This is a genomic window from Chromobacterium sp. IRSSSOUMB001 (assembly GCF_023507765.1).
Classification (GTDB): domain Bacteria; phylum Pseudomonadota; class Gammaproteobacteria; order Burkholderiales; family Chromobacteriaceae; genus Chromobacterium; species Chromobacterium haemolyticum.
This window is the reverse complement of sequence record NZ_JALCYU010000012.1, coordinates 21401-40588: the sequence shown is the minus strand read 5'-3', so window position 1 is coordinate 40588 and position 19188 is coordinate 21401. Positions and strand designations below refer to the sequence as shown.

The window sequence follows — 19188 nt, the reverse complement described above, 5'->3', positions numbered from 1 at the left end:
TCTCGTCATCCAAGTGTAGCGATAAATGAAATTGACATTGTTGTTGCCCGGTCTGCTTTGGCTGGACGGCCACGACGGCGCCGATGTGTGCAAGGGGCTGGAACTTCCCGCCCTGCAACGCTTGTTGGGCCAGGGAGAACGCGCCGCCGGACCGGCGACGCTGAGCGAGCTCTTGACCGCGCCGTGGCGCGGCTCCGCGGACGGCCTGGCGAGGCTTCGGGCGCGTCAGGCCGGCTTGCCGGCGGAACAGGGAGATTGGCTGCTGGCCGATCCGGTGCATGTGCGTGTGGATCGCGACCGCGTCTTGCTGGCTGATGTCGGCGTGATGAGCTTGAGCCAGGCCGAGGCCGAAACCCTGGCCGACGCGGCTAACCGCCATTTCGCCGACGACGGCTGGCGCATCCATCCGCTGGAGCCGGGCCGTTGGCTGTTGCAGCTGGACGCGCCCGCGGCGGCCAGCTTCAGCCCGCTGCCGGATGTGGTGGGCGAGGACATTAACGCGCATTTGCCGCAGGGCGAGCGCGGCCTGGACTGGAGCCGCTTGCTGAACGAGTTGCAGATGCTGCTGTACGCCCATCCGCTGAACGATGAGCGCGAGGCGCGCGGGGAACTCGGCGTCAACAGTTTATGGCTGTGGGGCGGCGGCGTAGAGCCGGGCTGGCGCGCGCCGGCGGAACAGGTGTTCGCCGACGAGGACTGGTTGGGCTGGATCGCGGCCGAGGCCGGCGCGCCGTGCCTGCCGGCGCCTTACGACTTCGCCGGCTTCGTCGAGCAGGCCGGCGTCCGCGACTGCCTGGTGGCGCTGGACGCCGTGCAGGCGGCGGCGCAGTACCGCGACGCCTGGGGCTGGCGCGAAGCGTTGCAACGACTGGAGCGCGACTGGTTCGCTCCCTTGTTGCGGGCGCTGCGTCAGGGCCGGATCGATAGCCTGGTCTTGCGCGCGCATGGTCACGGCGGGCTGGAACTGAAGGTGCGCCGCAACGACCTGTGGAAATTCTGGAAGCGGCCGCTGCCGTTGTCCGCCTTGTATTGAGAAAACATGTCCCAAATCGTTTCCCGAAGCATTCCCGCCGATACTCATGAACAATTGCTGCGTCAGGGCTTGAGCCCGTTGATGGCGAGGTTGTACGCCGCGCGCGGCATTTGCGACTGCGCCGAGCTGGATTACGGCCTCAAGGCGCTGCTGCCCTATCAAAACCTGAAAAACATCCAGCCGATGGCGGAGCGCCTGGCCGAAGCCATCGCCGGCCGTCAACGCCTGTTGGTGGTGGCGGATTACGACGCCGACGGCGCCACCGCCTGCGCGGTGGCGGTCAAGGGCTTGTCCATGCTGGGCGCGCGCGTTGACTTCATCGTGCCAAATCGCTTCGAGTACGGTTACGGCCTGACGCCGGAGATCGTTGAGCTGGCCGCGCGTCAAAACCCGGACATCATTGTCACCGTGGACAACGGCATCGCCAGCGTGGACGGCGTGCTCGCCGCCAAGGCGCTCGGCATTGAAGTGCTGGTCACCGATCACCACTTGCCCGGCGACGTGTTGCCGGAGGCCTTGATCGTCAACCCCAATCAGCCCGGCTGCGAATTTCCGTCCAAGAACCTGGCCGGCGTGGGGGTGATGTTCTACGTGCTGCTGGCGCTGCGCGCCGAAATGCGCCGGCGTGGAGTGTTTGACGAGCGTAGCCAGCCCAATCTGGGAGAGCTGCTGGACTACGTGGCGCTGGGCACGGTGGCCGACGTGGTGCGGCTGGATCAGAACAATCGCACCTTGGTGGAAAACGGCCTCAAGCGCATGCGCGCCGGCCGCATGGCGCCAGGCATCGCCGCTTTGTTCCGCGTCGCCGGCCGCGCGCATTACAAGGCCAACACTTTTGACCTGGGGTTCACACTGGGCCCGCGTTTGAACGCCGCCGGCCGGCTAGACGATATGAGCCTGGGCATCGCCTGCCTGCTGGCCGCCAATGAGGAGCAGGCGATGCGGCTGGCGCAACAGCTGGACCAGCTCAACCGCGAACGGCGCAGCATAGAGCACGGCATGCAGGACGAGGCGCTGGCGGCGTTGTCCGGCATCGACGCCGACAACCGCTACACGCTGACTCTGTTCCGCGACGACTGGCATCAGGGCGTGGTCGGCATCGTCGCCTCCCGGCTCAAGGAGCGCTTCCATCGGCCGGCCATCGTGTTCGCGCCCGGCGACAACGGCGAGATCAAGGGCTCCGGCCGCTCGATTCCCGGCTTCCATCTGCGCGACGCGCTGGACTTGGTGTTCAAGCGGTATCCCGGCCTGATTCTCAAGTTCGGCGGCCATGCGATGGCGGCCGGCCTTAGCCTGCAACAGACGCGCTTTGACGAGTTTCAGCGCGCCTTCGAGGCAGTGGCGCGCGAGTTGTTGGAAGAGCGCCATCTGACCCGCACCATAGAAACCGACGGCAGCCTGGCGCCGCGCGAATTGAACCTGGCCTTCGCCGAGCAATTGGCGGCCGAGGTGTGGGGCCAGGGCTTCCCCGTGCCTTACTTCCACGACCGTTTCGCGGTGATGAGCCAGCGCGTGGTTGGCGACAAGCACTTGAAGCTGCGCTTGGCGCGCGACGGAGAGGAGTTCGACGCCATGTTGTTCAATCAGGTGGAATGGCTGCCGGACAATGTCGACGCGGTGTATCAGTTGATCGCCAATGAATGGCAGGGCCGCAAGGAGTTGCAAGTGTATTTGCAGCATTGGGCGGCGGCGTGAACGAGCGGGCGGATTCGCGCCTACGGGTGTTGACCGGTGGTCCGGGGGCGGGCAAGAGCGCTTTGTTGGAGGCCTTGCGAGCCGCCGGATATTCTGTGATGGACGAGGCTGGCCGCGCCATCATCCAGGACCAAACGCTGATTGGCGGGCAGGCTTTGCCTTGGGGAAACTCCCGCGCCTTCGCCGAAGCGATGCTGACCTGGGAGCTGCGCAGCCTGCGGTTGGCGGCGGGATTGTCCGGGCCGGTGTTTTTCGACCGAGGGTTGCCCGACGTGCTGGGCTATCTCGATTTGCTGGGCCTGCCGATACCCGCGCATATGCAATCCGCCGCAGAGCGGTTCCGCTATTGTCGCCAAGTATTCTTGCTGCCGCCGTGGCGCGATATTTTCATCCAGGACCAGGAGCGCAAGCAGACTTTCGCCGAGGCGGAGCGCACTTGCGCCGCGATGGAACGGACGTATCGACGCCTGGGCTATCAAATAATCGAAGTGCCGCCTGCGCCGTTGGCGCAGCGGCTTCGCTTCGTCATAGAACAATCGCTGCCGCGCCGTGGAGAGCGGGCCGGCCAATTTGAGGCTTGATGATGGAAATGTTGGTTATCGGTCTGTTGCTGGGGCTGCTGGCAGCCGGCGCGGCCGCTGCCTTGCTGCGCAGCCGCTTCGCGAGGCAAGCGGCGGATCAGCGGGCTCAGCAGGAGGTGTCGCGCTTGCAATTGGATGAGTGCAGGGAGCGAGAGCAGGCCGCACGCGCGCAATTGCAACAACAAGCGCAGCAACTGGGCGATGCTCAGACCCAACTGGGCGCTTATGTGGCGCGCGCTCAGCGGGTACCTGAGCTGGAGCGGCAAGCACAGGAGCGGGAACGGCAGTTGGATGCTCTGCAGGCGGAGTTACGGCGTGTCGGCGCACTGCTGGCCGCCAGCCAAGAGCAGGGGAAAATGCTGGCAGTCCTGCAAGGGCAAGCGCAGACGCAAGGCGAAGAAATTACCCGGCTCACCGCCCGCGAGCAGGAGCTGATGACGCTGCTGGAGCAGGAGCGCGGCCAGAACGCCGAGAAGCTGGCCTTGTTGACCGAGGCGCGCGAAAGCATGGCTGGGCAGTTCAAGGCGCTGGCCGGGGATATCCTGGAAGAGAAGGCCAAGCGTTTCACCGAGCAGAATCAGCAGAACCTCGGTCATCTGCTCGGGCCCTTGCAGCAGCGGCTACAAGATTTCGGCAAGCTGGTGCAGGACAGTTATGAAAAAGACAGTCAGGGGCGCTTGTCGCTGGAGGCGGAGCTCAGGCGCTTGCAAGAACTCAATAGCCGGCTGGGCGACGACGCCATCGCGCTGACCAAGGCCTTGACCGGTGCCAGCAGCAAGGCGCAGGGCTCTTGGGGCGAGATGGTGCTGGAACGGGTGCTGGAAACCTCCGGCCTGCAGAAGGATCGCGAGTACCGGGTGCAAGTGTCCGACGTGGTGGCCGGCGAAGACGGCAACCGCCGCTATCAGCCGGACGTGGTGATAGACCTGCCGGAAGGCAAGCAGCTGGTGGTGGATTCCAAGGTATCGCTGAACGCCTATGTGCGCTACACCGCCGCAGAGGACGAGGCGGAACGGGCGACGGAAATGAAGGCCCATGTCGCGGCCATCCGCAATCACATCCGTACGCTGTCGGAAAAGCGTTACCAGGACTTGTATCGTTTGAACACCCTGGACTTCGTGTTCATGTTCATTCCGGTGGAGCCGGCCTATCTGTTGGCGGTGCAGCAGGATATGAGTTTGTTCAACGAGGCTTTCGAGCGCCGCATCATGATCGTCGGCCCCAGTACCTTGCTGGCGACGCTACGCACCGTGGCCAGCATCTGGCGCTACGAATACCAGAACCAGAACGCGCAGGAGATCGCCCGCCAGGGCGGGGCGATGTACGACAAATTCGTCGGCTTCGCCGCCAATCTGGAAAAACTGGGCAAGCAGTTGGACGTGGCTCGCGACAGTTTTGGCGACGCGATGAAGCAGCTGTCCGGAGGCCGCGGCAATCTGGTGGCCAGCGCCGAGCGTCTGCGCAAGCTGGGGGTGCGCAATAACAAGCAATTACAGCAGCATCTTAAACTGGGCGCGATGGAAGGCGAGGGCGTGGAAGGGGCGGAAGAGGCCGGCCTGGACTGACGGAAGTCGGTTGGCGATGACCGTTTCGTGATAGAATACGAGCTGTCATTACCTATGCTGGCCGCCCTGCGGCGGGCGCGTGAATGCACCCGCAAACGCAGGGCGGCCTGTTCATCCTTACGAATCAAGAAACTATGACCGATAACCTGTTCGCCAAGGAAACCATCCCCATCAGCCTCGAAGAGGAGATGCGCCGCTCTTATCTGGATTACGCGATGAGCGTGATCGTGGGCCGCGCCTTGCCTGATGTGCGCGATGGCCTGAAGCCGGTGCACCGTCGGGTGCTGTACGCCATGCACGAGCTGTCCAACGATTGGAACCGCGCGTACAAGAAATCGGCGCGTATCGTTGGCGACGTGATCGGTAAATACCACCCGCACGGCGACACCGCGGTGTACGACACTATCGTGCGCATGGCGCAGGACTTTTCGCTGCGCTACCCCTTGGTGGATGGTCAGGGCAACTTCGGTTCGGTGGACGGCGACAACGCCGCCGCGATGCGTTACACCGAGATCCGCATGGCGCGCATCGCCCATGAGCTTCTGGCCGACATCGAGAAGGAAACCGTGGACTTCGGTCCCAACTACGACGGTTCCGAACACGAGCCGCTGATCCTTCCGGCCAAAATCCCCAATCTGCTGATCAACGGCTCCTCCGGCATCGCAGTGGGCATGGCCACCAATATTCCGCCGCACAATCTCAACGAGGTGGTGGACGCCTGCCTGGCCTTGCTGGCCAACAGCGAGCTGACCATTGACGAGCTGATCGACATCATTCCGGCGCCGGACTTCCCCACCGCCGGCATCATCTACGGCACCGCCGGCGTCAAGGAAGGCTATCGCACCGGCCGCGGCCGCGTGATCATGCGCGCGCGCGTTCATTTCGAAGACATCGGCAAGGGCGATCGCCAGGCCATCATCGTCGACGAGATCCCGTATCAGGTAAACAAGGCGCGTCTGCTGGAGCGCATCGGCGAGCTGGTGCGCGACAAGCAGATCGAAGGTATTTCCGACCTGCGCGACGAATCCGACAAGTCCGGCATGCGCGTGGTGATCGAGCTCAAGCGCGGCGAAATGCCGGAAGTGGTGCTCAATCACCTGTACAAGATGACCCAGCTGCAGGACAGCTTCGGCATCAATATGGTGGCGCTGGTGGATGGCCAGCCGCGCTTGCTGAACCTGAAGCAGATCCTGGTGGAGTTCCTGCGTCACCGCCGCGAAGTGGTGACCCGACGCACCATCTTCGAATTGCGCAAGGCGCGCGAGCGGGGCCACATCCTGGAAGGTTTGGCTGTCGCGCTGTCCAACGTCGATGAAATCATCGCGTTGATTAAAGCGTCGGAAACCCCGCCGCAAGCCAAGATCGCGCTGATGGACCGCGAATGGCGTTCGCAGCTGGTGGAGGAAATGCTGTCCCGCGTCGATCAGGATAAGGCGCGCCCAGACGGGCTGGCGGAAGAGTTCGGCCTCAAGGCCAACGGTTACCGTTTGTCCGAAGCCCAGGCCCAGGCTATTTTGGAAATGCGCTTGCAGCGCCTCACCGGCCTGGAGCAGGACAAGATCGTCGCAGAATACCGCGACATCATGGCGGTGATCCTGGACCTCTTGGACATCCTGGCCAAGCCGGAGCGCATCAACCAGATCATCAGCGAAGAACTGACCGCCATTCGCGCCCAGTTTGGCGACGCGCGCCGTTCCGAGATCGAGCCTTTTGGCGGCGATATCAATATCGAGGACTTGATCACCCCGCAGGACATGGTGGTGACCATTTCCCACACCGGCTACATCAAGGCTCAACCCATCGACGACTACAGCGCTCAGCGCCGCGGTGGTCGAGGCAAGCAGGCGGCGGCCACCAAGGACGACGATTTCATCGACACTCTGTTCGTGGCGAATACCCACGACTTCGTGCTGTGCTTCTCCAGCCGCGGCCGCTGCTACTGGCGCAAGGTCTATGACCTGCCGCAGGGCGGCCGACAAAGCCGCGGCAAGCCCATGGTCAACGTGCTGCCGCTGGAAGAGGGAGAGAAGATCAACGCGCTGTTGCCGGTCAAGGAATTCCGCGACGACCAGTACGTATTCATGGCCACCGCCGACGGCACCGTGAAGAAGACGCCGTTGCGCGCCTTCTCCAAGCCGCGCGCGGCGGGCATCATCGCCATCAATCTGGACGAGGGCAACTACCTGGTGGGCGTGGCGCTGACCTGCGGCAAGAGCGTGGCAGGCCAGGGAGACGAGGATGACGAGGCCATCGTAGAGGAAGACATCGCGGTTGAAGGTGAACTCATCGAGGACGGCCTGCCGGTCGAGGGCGATCAGGTGATGCTGTTCTCCGATGCCGGCAAGTCGGTCCGCTTCAGCGAAAGCCAGGTGCGGCCGATGGGGCGCACTTCCAGAGGTGTTCGCGGCATGAAGCTGGGCGAAGGCCAGAAGCTGATTTCCCTGCTGGTGACCAATTCCGAAGACCAGATGGTGCTGACCGCCAGCAACGGCGGTTACGGTAAGCGCACCCGTACCGGTGATTTCCGCCTGACCAGCCGCGGCACCCAGGGCGTGATCGCCATGGATCTGACCGACAAGACCGGCCTCAAGCTGGTGGCTGCCAGCCTAGTGGAAGAAACCGACGACGTGATGCTGATCACCACCGGTGGCGTGCTGATTCGCACTAAGGTGTCCGAAGTGCGCGAAACCGGCCGTTCCGCTCAGGGGGTGCGCCTGATCAATCTGGACGAAGGCGAGCAGCTGATCGGCCTGGAAAAAGTGGCGGAGGGCGATAGCGACGACGAGACGGAGGCACTGGAAGGCGAAGACGGCGCCGAGGCCGCGGACGAGGGCGGCGAGGCATGATTCCAACGCCGGCCAATCCCGAAGTGCTGGAGGCGATGAGCCAGCTTTTCGTCTCCTTTCCGCACTGTCGCACTCTGGGTTTCCAATACATCGGAACCGAGGGACGCCGGCCCACTTTGAAGGTGGACTGGCGCGAGGATCTGGTCGGCAACCCGGCCACCGGCACTTTGCACGGCGGGGTGATCACCTCGCTGGTGGATACCTGCAGCGCGGTGGCTGTGATGGCGCATCTGCCTGAGCTGGAAACCATCGCCACGCTGGATCTGCGCATCGACTACCTGAGGGCGGCCACGCCGGGAAAGCCTATCTTCTGCAGGGCGGAATGCTATCGCCTGGCCAGCCAGATCGCCTTTACCCGCGCCGTGTGTTATCACGAATCGCCCAGCGATCCGATCGCCCACGGCGTGGCCACCTTCATGCGGGAATCCAGCCGGACGCCGATGCTGCCGGAGGCCGCCGCATGAGCCGCTTCATGGAACGTTTCAACGCCTTGCGCGATCAAAAAGCCTATGCGCTCATCGTGGACGAACTGCCCTACATCAAGCTGATGGGGGTGGAGTTGGGCGAGGACGACGCCGGCGAGTTGCTGTTCCAGTTGCCGTTCTCCGAGCGCAATGTCGGCAATACCGCTCTGCCGGCATTGCACGGCGGGCTGATCGGCGGTTTTCTGGAAAGCGCGGCAATGTTGCATCTGATGTGGATACGGGAGTCGCAGGAAACGCCTAAGATCGTCGACTTCTCGCTGGACTATCTGCGCCCGGGCCGGCCGCAAACCTTGTATGCCAAGTGCGAGATCACCAAGCAGGGCAAGCGGGTGGCCAATGTGCTGATCGAAGCCTGGCAAGAAGACCGGCGAAAGCCGGTTGCCGTGGCGAGAGCCCACTTCCTGCTCAGTCAGTAAACTATAACAAAGGCCCGGCGCTTAGCGATCGGGCCTTCGCATACCAAGGCCCGGAGTTCGCCGGTGCGGGCGCCAAGGGCTGTCAACGCAAATAGAGGATGAACATGGCCAAAGTGTACAACTTCTCCGCCGGCCCCGCCGTGCTGCCTCATCAGGTGCTGGCCGAAGCGCAAAGCGAAATGCTGGATTGGCACGGCTCCGGCATGTGCGTGATGGAAATGAGCCATCGCGGCAAGGAATTCATGGAAATCATCCATGACGCCGAGCACGACCTGCGTGGGTTGATGGGCATTCCCGCCAACTACAAAGTGCTGTTCCTGCAGGGGGGCGCATCGCAGCAGTTCGCACAGGTGCCGCTTAACTTGCTGGGCGAGCGCGACAGCGTGGATATCGTCAATACCGGCCACTGGTCCAAGCTGGCGATCAAAGAAGCGCGTCGCTACGCCAAGGTCAATGTGGCGGCCAGCAGCGAGGACCGCAACTTCGCCTACGTGCCGGACGAAGCCGGCTGGCAGCGCGACCCCAAGGCGGCTTATCTGCACTACACCTCCAACGAGACCATAGGCGGCTTGCAATTCCCCTTCGTGCCGCAAAGCCTGCCGGACGTGCCGCTGGTTTGCGACATGTCCTCGGACTTCCTGTCCAGGGAGGTGGACGTCAGCCAGTTTGGTCTGATCTACGCCGGCGCGCAAAAGAATATCGGCCCGTCCGGCCTGGTGGTGCTGATTGTGCGCGAGGATCTGCTGGGCAAGGCCCGCGCCGATCTGCCCACCATGCTCAATTACCAGGTCCACGCCGACGCCGACTCGATGTACAACACTCCGCCCACGTTTCCGATCTACATCTCCGGCCTGGTGTTCAAATGGTTGAAGGAGCAAGGTGGCGTCAAATCCATCGCCACCCGCAACGAGGAGAAGGCCGGCTTGCTCAATCATGTGATCGAGTCCAGCGAGGGCTTCTATCACACCCATATCGACGCGCCGTTCCGTTCGCGGATGAACGTGGTGTTCCGGCTCAAGGATGAGGGGCTGGAAGAAACCTTCCTGCTGGAAGCGCGCAAAAACGGCTTGATCCAGCTGAAGGGACATCGCGCGGTGGGCGGCATCCGCGCCTCCATCTACAACGCGATGCCGATAGAGGGCGTCAAATCGCTGGCCAACTTCATGCAGGACTTCGCCCGCATCCACGGCTGAGTTTTCGCTGCAGTTCTGTCATAGCCCGCCGGTCGGCGGGCTTTGTTTTTGTCCGGCTGGCTTGGCGCGGCATGCCATGCTACGGTGGCGCTTCCATTTGAATCGTTTGCAAGGAGCGTGGAGAAGGCAATGCATTGGCAAGCTAAAATCCTGTTATCGACGGTTTTGGCCGTCTCCATCCCCGCAGGCGCCGGCAGCGGCCAAGCCTTGCTGGCGGCGGCCGGTCGCGGAGACGCACCTGAAGTGCGGCGCTTGTTGCGCGCGGGCGCGCCGGTGGATGTCCGCGATTCCCGGCAGCGCACGCCCCTGCTGCTGGCGACTTGGGGTAATCATCCGGAGGTGGCGCGTTTGTTGATTGAGGCCGGCGCGGATGTAAACGCCAAGGATAAGCAGCAGGACAGCTCCTATCTGTTGGCCGGCGCCCAGGGCAGGAATGAAATCCTGAGCATGACGCTGCGGCACGGCGCGGACTTGGCCAGCACCAACCGTTATCAGGGCACGGCGTTGATCCCCGCTTGCGAACGAGGCCACGCGGAAGCTGCGCGGCAATTGATTGCCGCGGGGGTCAAGCTTGATCACGTAAACCGGCTGGGTTGGACCTGCTTGCTGGAAGTGGCGATTTTGGGAGCGGACAGCGCGCAGCATCGCGACATCGTCCGGCAACTGATCGCGGCCAAGGCGGATCTGAATCTGGCGGATCGCGACGGCGTAACCGCCTTGCAACATGCCCGCCGCCGGGGGCTGTCCGGCGTTGCCGCCTTGCTGACGGAGGCGGGCGCTCGCTGAACTGCGCAGAACAAAACCGAACGAGCTCGGTCTATTCCCATTTGCCAAGAGCAAGCCGCAGTTCGTCATTCTAGGAGTTGAACCATGAAATCCATCTTGTTCGCCGTACTGACCCTGAGCAGCGCAGCCGCGCTGGCCAAACCGCTGACCTTGCCGGAGATCCAGGCTGGTCAGCGCCAGGTCGTCAACTACGTTTGCGCCGACGGCGCCAAGCTGACAGTCAAGTATTACAACGTCAAAAACGAGCAGAGTTTCGCGGTATTGCCGATCAAGGGCAAGACCATGCTGTTGGCCAATGTGGTGTCCGGTTCCGGCGCCAAATACGCGGCCGAGCAATACAGCTGGTGGACCAAGGGGCCGGAAGGCACGCTGCGCGACGAAATCACCGACAAGGTCTTGTTGGACGACTGCAAGGAAAGCCGGCGCTAAAGCGCCGGGCCGGAACTGGATGCCGCCGAGCGCGCTGCGTCCAGTTCCGGGCGCAGCAGAAATTCGCGCAGCGGCATCGGTCGCGCAAACAGGTAACCTTGCAGCCAACCCACATCCAGACGAGTCAGGTAAGCGCGCTGGGCTTCGGTCTCCACTCCTTCCGCCACGATTTCCAGCTTCAATTTATGCGCAAGCTCGGCCACGCTGTCGACAATGTGGCTGGACGGCGCGTCCGCGCCGATGCTGGCGGTGAAGCTCTTGTCTATCTTGATGCCGTCCAGCGGTAGTTGCTGCAGATAGACCAGGCTGGAGTGGCCGGTGCCAAAATCGTCTATCGCTATCTTCACGCCTAGTCCGCGCAGTCGGGCCAGCCGTTCGCAGGCTTCGGGAGTGGGCTCTACCATCTCTCTTTCGGTTAGTTCCAGCACCAGATTCAGATCCCCCGGCGGGAAGTGAGCGAGAAACTGTCGGCAGTCTGCCAGCAAAGCATCATCCCGTAGATGGGCGGCGGTGATGTTGATGCCAAGGTGGAACTGCGGTGGCAATCGGCTTCGCCCCAGAGTCCGCGCCAACTGGCGCATCATCTGCCGCGTCATCGGCACGATCATGCCGCAGTCCTCGGCGCGGGGAATGAACAGGTCCGGCCGGATCAGTCCATCCCGCGGATGGCGCCAGCGCATCAGCACTTCCGCGCCTTGCCAGCCCAGCCCGTCGGAACGCACTACGGGCTGTAAAAAGGGCTCGAATTCCCCATTGTCCAGCGCGCGTTGCAGTTCAACGGTGGGCGACGCCGGCCGGCTTAGTTGCCAGCGCAGCGCGGCGGCCAGCACCAGGCCCAGCGCCGCCATGCTGAGGAAGACCAGTTCATAGCTGCTGGCCATCTGGTGGTACAGGTCGCGGCGGTTGAAGCCGCTAATCAGGGTATAGGGATGGCGGGAGGAGGCGCGTTCTATCGTAAGCAGGTCGAAGGGCGGACTGGGGTTGGGGTGTACCGCGTGATCCGGCCCTATCCAGAGCGGTCCCACGCGCATGTAAACCGGGCTGTAGTCGCTGGCCATGTCCAGGCTGAACTGCAGATGCACGCCGTCAATGGCGATGTAGATCGCCGTCGGCCCCGATTGCTTGCGGTAAATGATCAGCGGACGGCCCGGGGTCAGCACGTTGCCGGACTTCAAGCGCAGCTCGGTTTCCGGGCGGGGTTTGTCCGGCGAGGAGATCTGTCTGTGGTAGACGCCGAATAACGAGGAGCAGTAGAGAATGCCGCCGCGTTCCAACGTGACGCTGCGGATGAAGGGCACCACGGTGACTTGTTTGCGCAGCGCCTGTTCTATTTGCGGACATGGCTGGTTGGTGAGCGGGGCCACACTGTCGGCGGCCTGAGCCGCATAGTCCAGCATCAAGTCCAGCATGCTTTCCGCTTGGCCTGTTTGCAGGGTGGCTTGCTGTCGCAGTCGGTTGCTTTCCTGCCAATAGACAATGGGAGTGATGATGGCCAGCGGCAGCAGCGCGGCGACGCCGATCAACAGCCAGCGGCTGATGCGGGCAGGCAGGGTTAGGCGGCGGGACATCATGGAGCGTATGGGGGAGTCGGCATGGTTCATGATATACGAGGGCCGCCGCCGCTGCCGGGAGGGCTAGCGCTCAGCGGCTTCCGGCTGCGACAGGTAGGCCAGGCTTAGCAGGATGAAGCCGATGAAGGCGTAGGCCTTCATTTGGCCGTTCCATTGGCTGGCCCACATGGCGAAGTATTCGCCGCCTATCACCGCAAAACCGGTGTACCAGACCAGCAGCGCCGGAATGCAGCCCAGTGTGAACAGCGTCTTGCCTCGCAGATAAGCTTCCTCGCGTCCGCAGAGCGCGCCGCGCAGCATGGCGCCGCCGCCCCAGGCGCAGATCAAGCCGAAGGCCAGTTCGCCGGCGATGATGGCCAGGTAGGCGGCTTGCTGCCAGCCGGGGTGAGTGATGGCGCGGCCTTTCAGTGCTTGGCCGTTAAACCAGGGTTCCATGCTGTCCATGGCCAGCACGTGGCGGACGAACTGCCAGTTGCTGTCGTAGTCCAGAATGTTGCCGCTTGCGGCCAGCAGACCGAACAGGGCGATGGAAAGCGCGAGCAGGCATTTAAAGCACTGCTGGGCACGGCGCAGAGAAGGTAGGCGCATGGAGTTTCCTTATGGTGGGGGTGTGGGGGGATTGTGCCAGTGCGGAGAGACGCTGGGAATGACCGGCGACGGCGTAAAAAAGCCCCGCGAGAGCGGGGCTGGAGTTACGGGATCGAGCTGCTTAGAACCAGCGGCCGTAGCGTTTGATGTAAATGGTTTTAACGATTTGGGTCAGCGTCATATAACCCATCATGGTTGCCAGCAACCACCAGAAGTAGCTGGTGTCCAGCTTGATGAAGCCAATGCTCTCCGCCAGCGACGAGAACGGCAGGTAGCAACCTATGGCGATGGCCACCGAGGTGGACAGCAGGACCGGCAGCGAGGCGGTGCTTTGCAGGAAGGGAATCTTGCGCGTGCGCAACATGTGCACCACCAGGGTTTGCGACACCAGGCCCTCGATGAACCAGCCGGAGTGCATGATGCTGGCGCCGCCGTCGCTGACGCCGTGGGCCAGGCCGGCGTAGTAGGCCGCGCCGGCGCCGAACACCGTCCACATCAGAGTGTAGGTGGTGATGTCGAACACAGAGGAGGTGGGCCCCAGCCACAGCATGAAGCGCTTGATGTTGCTGGCTTCCCACTTACGCGGTTTTTTCAGGAACTCAGGATCCATTTTGTCCCAGGGTAGAACCATCTGCGATACGTCGTAGATCAGGTTCTGAATCAAGAGATGCATCGCCAGCATCGGCTCCCACGGCAGCCAGGCCGAGGCCACCAGTACCGAGAATACGTTGCCGAAGTTGGAGCTGGCGGTCATGTTCAGGTACTTGAGAATATTGCCGAAGGTTTCCCGGCCCTTGATCACGCCTTCTTCCAGCACCATCAGGCTCTTTTCCAGCAGGATGATGTCCGCGGTTTCCTTGGCGATGTCCGCGCCGCTGTCCACCGAGATGCCGACGTCGGCGTCGCGCAGCGCCGGAGCATCGTTGATGCCGTCGCCCAGGAAGCCCACGGTGTGGCCGTTGGCCTGCAGGGCTTTGACCACGCGGGATTTTTGCAGCGGGGTCAGCTTGGCGAAGATGGTGGTGTGCTTGACCGCGCTGCACAGAGCCACGTCGTCCATAGCCTCGATGTCTTTGCCGATCAAGGGGACGCCGGGGCTGAGGCCGACGTCGCGGCACACTTTGGCGGTGATGATGGGGTTGTCGCCGGTCAGAACTTTGACCGCCACGCCGTATTCCTTCAGCGCGCGGATGGCCGGAGCCGCGGAGTCCTTCGGCGGATCGAGGAAGGTCAGGAAGCCGCGCACCACCAATTGGGCCTCGTCATTGGTTTTGTAGTTGCGCTTGGCTTCTTCGGCCGGAATGTCGCGGGTGGCGACCAGCAGCACGCGGTAGCCCTCGGCGTTGTATTCCTGGCTGCGCTTGAGCAGGGCGGCGCGCTCGTCCTCGGTCAGCGGCTTGATCTGATCGCCGTCCTGCACGTGGCTGGAGACGGCCAGCATTTCTTCCACCGCGCCCTTGGAGATCATCAACTGGCGGCCGCGCTGGTTTTCCACGATCACCGACAGCCGGCGGCGCACGAAATCGAACGGCATTTCGTCCACCTTGCTGTAGCCGTCGGGCTTGACGCGCTTGCCCAGCTCGTCGGCGTGCTCCACCACGGCAATATCCATCAGGTTCTTCATGCCGCTCTGGTGAAAGCTGTTCAGCCAGGCCAGTTGCAGCACGCCCTCGTCTTTGAGCCCATGGATATTGTAATGGTGTTCCAGGATGATCTTGTCCTGGGTCAGGGTGCCGGTCTTGTCGGTGCACAGCACGTCCATCGCGCCGAAGTTCTGCACCGAGTTCAGCCGCTTGACCACCACCTTGCGCCGCGCCATCGCCACCGCGCCCTTGGCCAGGTTGGCGGACACGATCATGGGCAGCATTTCCGGGGTCAGGCCCACGGCCACGGCCAGCGCAAAGGTGAGGGCGGACATCCAGTCGCCCTTGGTCAGGCCGTTGATCATGAACACCACCGGCACCATCACCAGCATGAAGCGGATCAGCAGCCAGGACACGCTGCTGACGCCGCGGTCGAAGCTGGTTTCCACGCGCTTGTGGCTGACCACGCTGCGTGCCAGCGAGCCGAAATAGGTGTCGGTGCCGGTGGCCACCACGACGGCGGACGCTTTGCCGCTGACCACATTGGTGCCCATGAAGCAGATATTGGGCAGGTCGAGCAGGTCGGTGTCGCCGTTGGCCTGGCCGTTGGCGGATTTCTCGGCCACCGCGCCCAGGGTGTCGTACTTCTCCACCGGCAGCGCTTCGCCGGTCAACACCGCCTGGCTGATGAACAGGTCGCGGGACTCCAGCAGCTTGATGTCGGCCGGGATCATGTCGCCGGCCTGCAGGTGGACGATGTCGCCGATCACCAGCTCGTTCATCGCGATTTCCTGGCGGATCGGGCTGCTGCCGTTGGCCGGGCGGCGCTGCACGGTGGCGGTGTTGCGCACCAGCGATTTGAGCTTTTCCGCTGCCTTGGCGGAGCGGAACTCCTGCCAGAAGCGCAGCAGGCCGCTGATGCCCACCATGGTCAGCAGGATGGTGATGCCGGTCCATTCCTCATCGCCCGGGGCGGCGAAGTAGATGTCGGTGAAATAGCTGATGGCGGCCAGCACCATCAGTACGACGACAAAGGGGTTCTTGAAAGCGTGCGCCAGCTGGATCAGCGGGTGCGGCGCCTTGTCGTGGGCCACCTCGTTGGGGCCGAACTGGGCGTAGCGCTGATGCGCTTCCGCCATGGTCAGGCCGTCCTGGTGGCCGCGTACGCGTTGCAGGGTTTCTTCTACGGAGCTGTCGGCTTCCTGTACCGCTCGGATGACCGGTTTTTCCTGTTTTGCGCTAGGGGTGGCGACATAGCCTTTCAGCTTGTGTCGGCTGCTAGTGTGTTTCGTCATTGTTTAGTCTCCTGCGCGCGAGTCCCGCGCAGTACGTCCGGCCCGTTTAGGCGGAGCGTTTGTCTGGCGGGCGCAGCACAGCGGGTGTTGCGGATGTTCTGAGTTCGAGTTTTGCGCCCGCCTGCGTTGTTGTCGGTGTATGCAGGGCGGGCGGTCGCGGGTAACTGTCGTCAGTCATGGTGTTTCCTTGTGAGAAATGGGAGCTTGAAAATCCCGCGCCGCCGCGGATGAGCGGAGGCCGGCGCGGGACGATGAATCAGGATTGAGCCAGAGGGCGGACCCCGGCGGACCACTCTGGCCGGACCTGACCGGGCAAAATGTCCAACCGGACCCGGGCCAGCGGCAGATTGCCTAGCCTTTGCATGATGGCCTCGAGAAAGTGCATGGAGGCGTCGCCGCGGGAGCGGAACTCCGTGGCCAGCATCCAGTTGGCGGGCGCGCCGGAGGGCTGGCACTCGCCAACCAGCAGGGTTTCGTTCCAGCTGGACACTTTCAGTCCGTGCCCCTGTGCGGCGGCACGGATTTCCCGGCGGGCGGCCTTCACCGCTTGCGTGGGGCAGATGACCGACAGCTGATAACGCTGCGGCCGGATGTTGTGGCGGATGATGTCGTTCATGGCGATCTCCTTGCGATCCGGCTTTCGTCGCGTCTGGACGTGCCGGCCCCTGCCTTACGGCATGCTAATGACAGGGTTGTGTTTGACGGTGGCGAGGCGCGCGAGCCTATCTCGCCGCCGTCAGGCGGGGGAGATCAGGCGGTGCGGGCGGCCTCGGGTCTGCAAGATCGGGGTTCCGGTTCTTCAGACATGGCTGGCCTTTCTTGGCGAAGAGGGTTGAACAGCGCGCAACAGCGCGGCGGGCATTGATCGAATGTTCAGGCGCTGGCCGCCCAGCGACGGGGCGTCGCCCGCGTCTCCGGCTTGCGGCGGCCCCAGCGCACGCGATGGATTTCCGGCATTTTGCTCAGGCGCAACGCCATTTCATTGAAGGCGCGGCGCAGGGCTACCGGGCAATCCAGCCGTACGCTCAGGCAGGCTTGTCCGGCGGCGGAGGCGGGCGTGATGGTGACGTGGGTCGCCGCCAGGCCCAGGGTGTGCATTTCCCAGAATAATTGCTTGCGCAGCGCGGTAATCACCGGAATGTCGCAAGTCACGTTCAGATGGCAGCTAGTTTCGTCTTGGCGTTTGCTTGGGGTGCGCGCGAGATAATTAAATAACCAAGCCAGTTTGTTATGGCGCATATTTCTCACTCCCTCATTTTCATTTTGAAAATGCGACAGACAGCATTATTCCCTTTCTGTGTTTTATAGACGCAGAAATGAAAATATATTCAATGGTCGATTGCGATGGTCGGCGGCGGCTAATTGGCCGGTCCCGCTGTCGCAATAAGGGAGAGGCTCAGATCAGCAATACGCCAAAGGCCGGCGCGGTCGCGGTTCAGGGTCTTCAATCAACATCAGAACCTCCTGCTGGTTGGCAGCGTTTGCGTTTCAAGGATGCGCGCGGATTTGTCCGCGCCCGGAAAGAACTTAGAAGAATTAGGGCGGGTCAGTGCGCCAAGTGGGCCCGTTGGGCCAGCAAAAAGGTGCGATTGGGCACGCGCGGGCGCTGTGCGTGGCGCGCCCAGTGAACACGGTTCACCTGCGGCAGCTGGCAAAAATGCGCGGCGAGCTGATTCAGACAACGGCTGGCCACGTCGGGACAAGCGAACAGCACGCTCAAACAGGCCAGGTCGTTGTCGCCGGCGGTCAGGGCGATGCGTTCTACCTCCAGGCCGCGGGCGTGCAGCTGTTTGGCGGCTTGCACGCGCAGCATGGTCAGGTCCGCATGGACGCAAAAAATGTTCAACTGGTAAACGGCGGCCGGGGTAGTGGTTTTGCCTGGGCGCAGCAAGGCTGCCAGTTTGGTGATCAAGCGCATGATGATTCCTCCCGTTGGCGATGCAAGGAGGACGCGACGAAGATCCGAAGGCAAGCGCCGTCAAAGGGAATCCGTGCGCAATGAGGCGGCAAACCGCCCGTGCGGCGCGAATCTGGGGATGTCTGAAATAGGAGGCCGTTTGGCCTGAGTTCCTACACGCACTGGACTGCGCAATAGGCGCGCCGCTGATGTGCGTTGTTGCCGAATTTTTAGACACCACACCCTGTCATTGCAGGATGTGGCAGAGAAAAGGTTCTGCTAAATCCTGCAAGACGGCGTTGCGATACAAGATCGACTACTTCCGTCGTTGTCCACGATGAACCTTTGCAGTATTTGAGATGCCCGGATTATAGGGGGCTTTGAGAGGATAGGCAATCCTTAATCAGACTTTTTTACATTTTTGTGTGCGCCGCAACACTAAATAAGCCGTGAGCATGGAGGGAAATGAAAACGCCGGCTGCATTGTCTTGAGCAAGCTGGCCCATGTTGGAGATATTCTCTGGCTTTGATGTTAATTAATATCACGCCTTCAATCGGCGCCGTAAGCGTAAGGTCCGCCTTTTTCCAGCGCGATTTGGTAAGCCGGGCGGGCGTGGATGCGTTGGAGGAAGTCCAGCGCATGCGGATGCTCTTGATTGAGGAGGCCGCGCGCGCGCGCCGCCTCCAGCGGAAAACTCATCTGGATGTCGGCGGCGCTGAAAACGGGGCCGGCAAACCAGCCGCTGCGAGCCAGGCTGCGGTCGGCATGATTCAACAGCGCATCCAATTGAGGCTTCAAATAGGCGTGGCGGACGCCGTCTGCCAGTTTGCGCGCCAACGGTCGCAGCAGCCAAGGCACCGGCGGCTGGTCCAAGCGCGAGAACACCAGGCTCATCACTAGCGGCGGCATCAGCGAACCTTCGGCGTGGTGCAGCCAAAACAGGTAATCGCTGTGTTCCGGCGCGGCTGAGGCGGGTTTGAGTCGGCCGGAGCCGTAGGTGTCCACCAGATATTCGACGATGGCGCCGGACTCGGCCAAAGTCAGTTCGCCGTCGCTGATCACCGGCGACTTGCCCAGTGGATGTATCTCCTTGAGCTCCGGCGGAGCAAGCAGGGTGTGTGGATCGCGCTGGTAGTGTTGAATTTGGTAGTGGAGATTCAGCTCCTCCAGCAGCCAGAGCACGCGTTGCGAGCGGGAGTTATTCAAGTGATGAACAGTAATCAT

The 19188-nt window shown here is 62.5% G+C and carries 17 protein-coding genes; 10 read left to right on the top strand and 7 right to left on the bottom strand.

Annotation, left to right across the window (positions count from 1 at the left end):
* Positions 1 to 25 precede the first annotated feature (25 nt).
* The 10 genes from MOV80_RS16250 (at position 26) to MOV80_RS16205 (ending at position 11029) form a co-directional block, all read left to right on the top strand.
* Positions 26 to 1033, top strand: a complete 1008-nt coding sequence (locus tag MOV80_RS16250) for a hypothetical protein (RefSeq protein WP_249605317.1) — start codon at positions 26 to 28, stop codon at positions 1031 to 1033.
* 6 nt (positions 1034 to 1039) lie between these two features.
* The gene (recJ, locus tag MOV80_RS16245) at positions 1040 to 2728 is read left to right on the top strand and encodes a single-stranded-DNA-specific exonuclease RecJ (protein WP_249605316.1); all 1689 of its coding nucleotides are present in this window, start codon (positions 1040 to 1042) and stop codon (positions 2726 to 2728) included.
* Complete coding sequence (locus tag MOV80_RS16240) at positions 2725 to 3309, top strand: AAA family ATPase (protein ID WP_238537309.1); 585 nt, start codon at positions 2725 to 2727, stop codon at positions 3307 to 3309. The genes recJ and MOV80_RS16240 overlap by 4 nt, the downstream gene beginning before the upstream one ends.
* Entirely contained in the window at positions 3309 to 4874 is a 1566-nt protein-coding gene (gene rmuC, locus MOV80_RS16235; protein ID WP_019100436.1) for a DNA recombination protein RmuC, read from the top strand. The genes MOV80_RS16240 and rmuC overlap by 1 nt, the downstream gene beginning before the upstream one ends.
* Before the next feature lie 134 nt (positions 4875 to 5008).
* Positions 5009 to 7720, top strand: coding sequence for a DNA gyrase subunit A (gene gyrA, locus MOV80_RS16230; RefSeq protein WP_249605315.1), 2712 nt, complete (start codon positions 5009 to 5011; stop codon positions 7718 to 7720).
* Positions 7717 to 8184 carry a PaaI family thioesterase gene (locus MOV80_RS16225; RefSeq protein ID WP_019100434.1) on the top strand — a complete coding sequence of 156 codons (468 nt, stop codon included), beginning with the start codon at positions 7717 to 7719 and terminating at the stop codon, positions 8182 to 8184. Before gyrA ends, MOV80_RS16225 begins: the two co-directional genes overlap by 4 nt.
* Positions 8181 to 8621, top strand: a complete 441-nt coding sequence (locus tag MOV80_RS16220; protein ID WP_019100433.1) for a PaaI family thioesterase — start codon at positions 8181 to 8183, stop codon at positions 8619 to 8621. The genes MOV80_RS16225 and MOV80_RS16220 overlap by 4 nt, the downstream gene beginning before the upstream one ends.
* 104 nt (positions 8622 to 8725) lie before the next feature.
* A complete protein-coding gene (gene serC, locus MOV80_RS16215; RefSeq protein ID WP_118268611.1) occupies positions 8726 to 9814 on the top strand; it encodes a 3-phosphoserine/phosphohydroxythreonine transaminase in 1089 nt (362 codons plus the stop codon).
* A 129-nt stretch (positions 9815 to 9943) separates the two neighbouring features.
* Entirely contained in the window at positions 9944 to 10600 is a 657-nt protein-coding gene (locus MOV80_RS16210) for an ankyrin repeat domain-containing protein (protein ID WP_118267490.1), read from the top strand.
* A gap of 84 nt (positions 10601 to 10684) precedes the next feature.
* On the top strand, positions 10685 to 11029 hold the full coding sequence (locus MOV80_RS16205) for an MliC family protein (RefSeq protein WP_043593644.1): 345 nt from the start codon (positions 10685 to 10687) through the stop codon (positions 11027 to 11029).
* Here MOV80_RS16205 and MOV80_RS16200 read toward each other — a convergent pair.
* From MOV80_RS16200 to MOV80_RS16170, 7 genes are all read right to left on the bottom strand, one after another.
* Positions 11026 to 12630 (bottom strand): EAL domain-containing protein, encoded by a 1605-nt coding sequence (locus MOV80_RS16200; RefSeq protein WP_118267493.1) that lies wholly within the window; start codon positions 12628 to 12630, stop codon positions 11026 to 11028. The genes MOV80_RS16205 and MOV80_RS16200 overlap by 4 nt on opposite strands.
* Before the next feature lie 33 nt (positions 12631 to 12663).
* Positions 12664 to 13188 (bottom strand): DUF2165 domain-containing protein, encoded by a 525-nt coding sequence (locus tag MOV80_RS16195; RefSeq protein ID WP_019100428.1) that lies wholly within the window; start codon positions 13186 to 13188, stop codon positions 12664 to 12666.
* 121 nt (positions 13189 to 13309) lie between these two features.
* Positions 13310 to 16066, bottom strand: coding sequence for a magnesium-translocating P-type ATPase (gene mgtA, locus MOV80_RS16190; protein WP_118267495.1), 2757 nt, complete (start codon positions 16064 to 16066; stop codon positions 13310 to 13312).
* Positions 16067 to 16322: 256 nt separating this feature from the next.
* Positions 16323 to 16682 (bottom strand): hypothetical protein, encoded by a 360-nt coding sequence (locus tag MOV80_RS16185; protein WP_118267497.1) that lies wholly within the window; start codon positions 16680 to 16682, stop codon positions 16323 to 16325.
* Positions 16683 to 16939: 257 nt separating this feature from the next.
* Complete coding sequence (locus tag MOV80_RS16180) at positions 16940 to 17305, bottom strand: hypothetical protein (RefSeq protein WP_081544693.1); 366 nt, start codon at positions 17303 to 17305, stop codon at positions 16940 to 16942.
* Between the two features lie 307 nt (positions 17306 to 17612).
* Positions 17613 to 17984, bottom strand: coding sequence for a hypothetical protein (locus tag MOV80_RS16175; protein WP_118267499.1), 372 nt, complete (start codon positions 17982 to 17984; stop codon positions 17613 to 17615).
* A gap of 529 nt (positions 17985 to 18513) precedes the next feature.
* Positions 18514 to 19188 carry a glutathione S-transferase gene (locus tag MOV80_RS16170; protein WP_118267501.1) on the bottom strand — a complete coding sequence of 225 codons (675 nt, stop codon included), beginning with the start codon at positions 19186 to 19188 and terminating at the stop codon, positions 18514 to 18516.

What these genes read in the sequence shown, in the direction of transcription:
- MOV80_RS16250 (WP_249605317.1), top strand. Translation starts at nt 26, where the DNA reads ATGAAATTGACATTGTTGTTGCCCGGTCTGCTTTGGCTGGACGGCCAC.
- recJ (WP_249605316.1), top strand. Translation starts at nt 1,040, where the DNA reads ATGTCCCAAATCGTTTCCCGAAGCATTCCCGCCGATACTCATGAACAA.
- rmuC (WP_019100436.1), top strand. Translation starts at nt 3,309, where the DNA reads ATGATGGAAATGTTGGTTATCGGTCTGTTGCTGGGGCTGCTGGCAGCC.
- gyrA (WP_249605315.1), top strand. Translation starts at nt 5,009, where the DNA reads ATGACCGATAACCTGTTCGCCAAGGAAACCATCCCCATCAGCCTCGAA.
- MOV80_RS16225 (WP_019100434.1), top strand. Translation starts at nt 7,717, where the DNA reads ATGATTCCAACGCCGGCCAATCCCGAAGTGCTGGAGGCGATGAGCCAG.
- MOV80_RS16220 (WP_019100433.1), top strand. Translation starts at nt 8,181, where the DNA reads ATGAGCCGCTTCATGGAACGTTTCAACGCCTTGCGCGATCAAAAAGCC.
- serC (WP_118268611.1), top strand. Translation starts at nt 8,726, where the DNA reads ATGGCCAAAGTGTACAACTTCTCCGCCGGCCCCGCCGTGCTGCCTCAT.
- MOV80_RS16210 (WP_118267490.1), top strand. Translation starts at nt 9,944, where the DNA reads ATGCATTGGCAAGCTAAAATCCTGTTATCGACGGTTTTGGCCGTCTCC.
- MOV80_RS16205 (WP_043593644.1), top strand. Translation starts at nt 10,685, where the DNA reads ATGAAATCCATCTTGTTCGCCGTACTGACCCTGAGCAGCGCAGCCGCG.
- MOV80_RS16200 (WP_118267493.1), bottom strand. Translation starts at nt 12,630, where the DNA reads ATGAACCATGCCGACTCCCCCATACGCTCCATGATGTCCCGCCGCCTA.
- MOV80_RS16195 (WP_019100428.1), bottom strand. Translation starts at nt 13,188, where the DNA reads ATGCGCCTACCTTCTCTGCGCCGTGCCCAGCAGTGCTTTAAATGCCTG.
- mgtA (WP_118267495.1), bottom strand. Translation starts at nt 16,066, where the DNA reads ATGACGAAACACACTAGCAGCCGACACAAGCTGAAAGGCTATGTCGCC.
- MOV80_RS16185 (WP_118267497.1), bottom strand. Translation starts at nt 16,682, where the DNA reads ATGAACGACATCATCCGCCACAACATCCGGCCGCAGCGTTATCAGCTG.
- MOV80_RS16180 (WP_081544693.1), bottom strand. Translation starts at nt 17,305, where the DNA reads ATGCGCCATAACAAACTGGCTTGGTTATTTAATTATCTCGCGCGCACC.
- MOV80_RS16175 (WP_118267499.1), bottom strand. Translation starts at nt 17,984, where the DNA reads ATGCGCTTGATCACCAAACTGGCAGCCTTGCTGCGCCCAGGCAAAACC.
- MOV80_RS16170 (WP_118267501.1), bottom strand. Translation starts at nt 19,188, where the DNA reads ATGATTACTGTTCATCACTTGAATAACTCCCGCTCGCAACGCGTGCTC.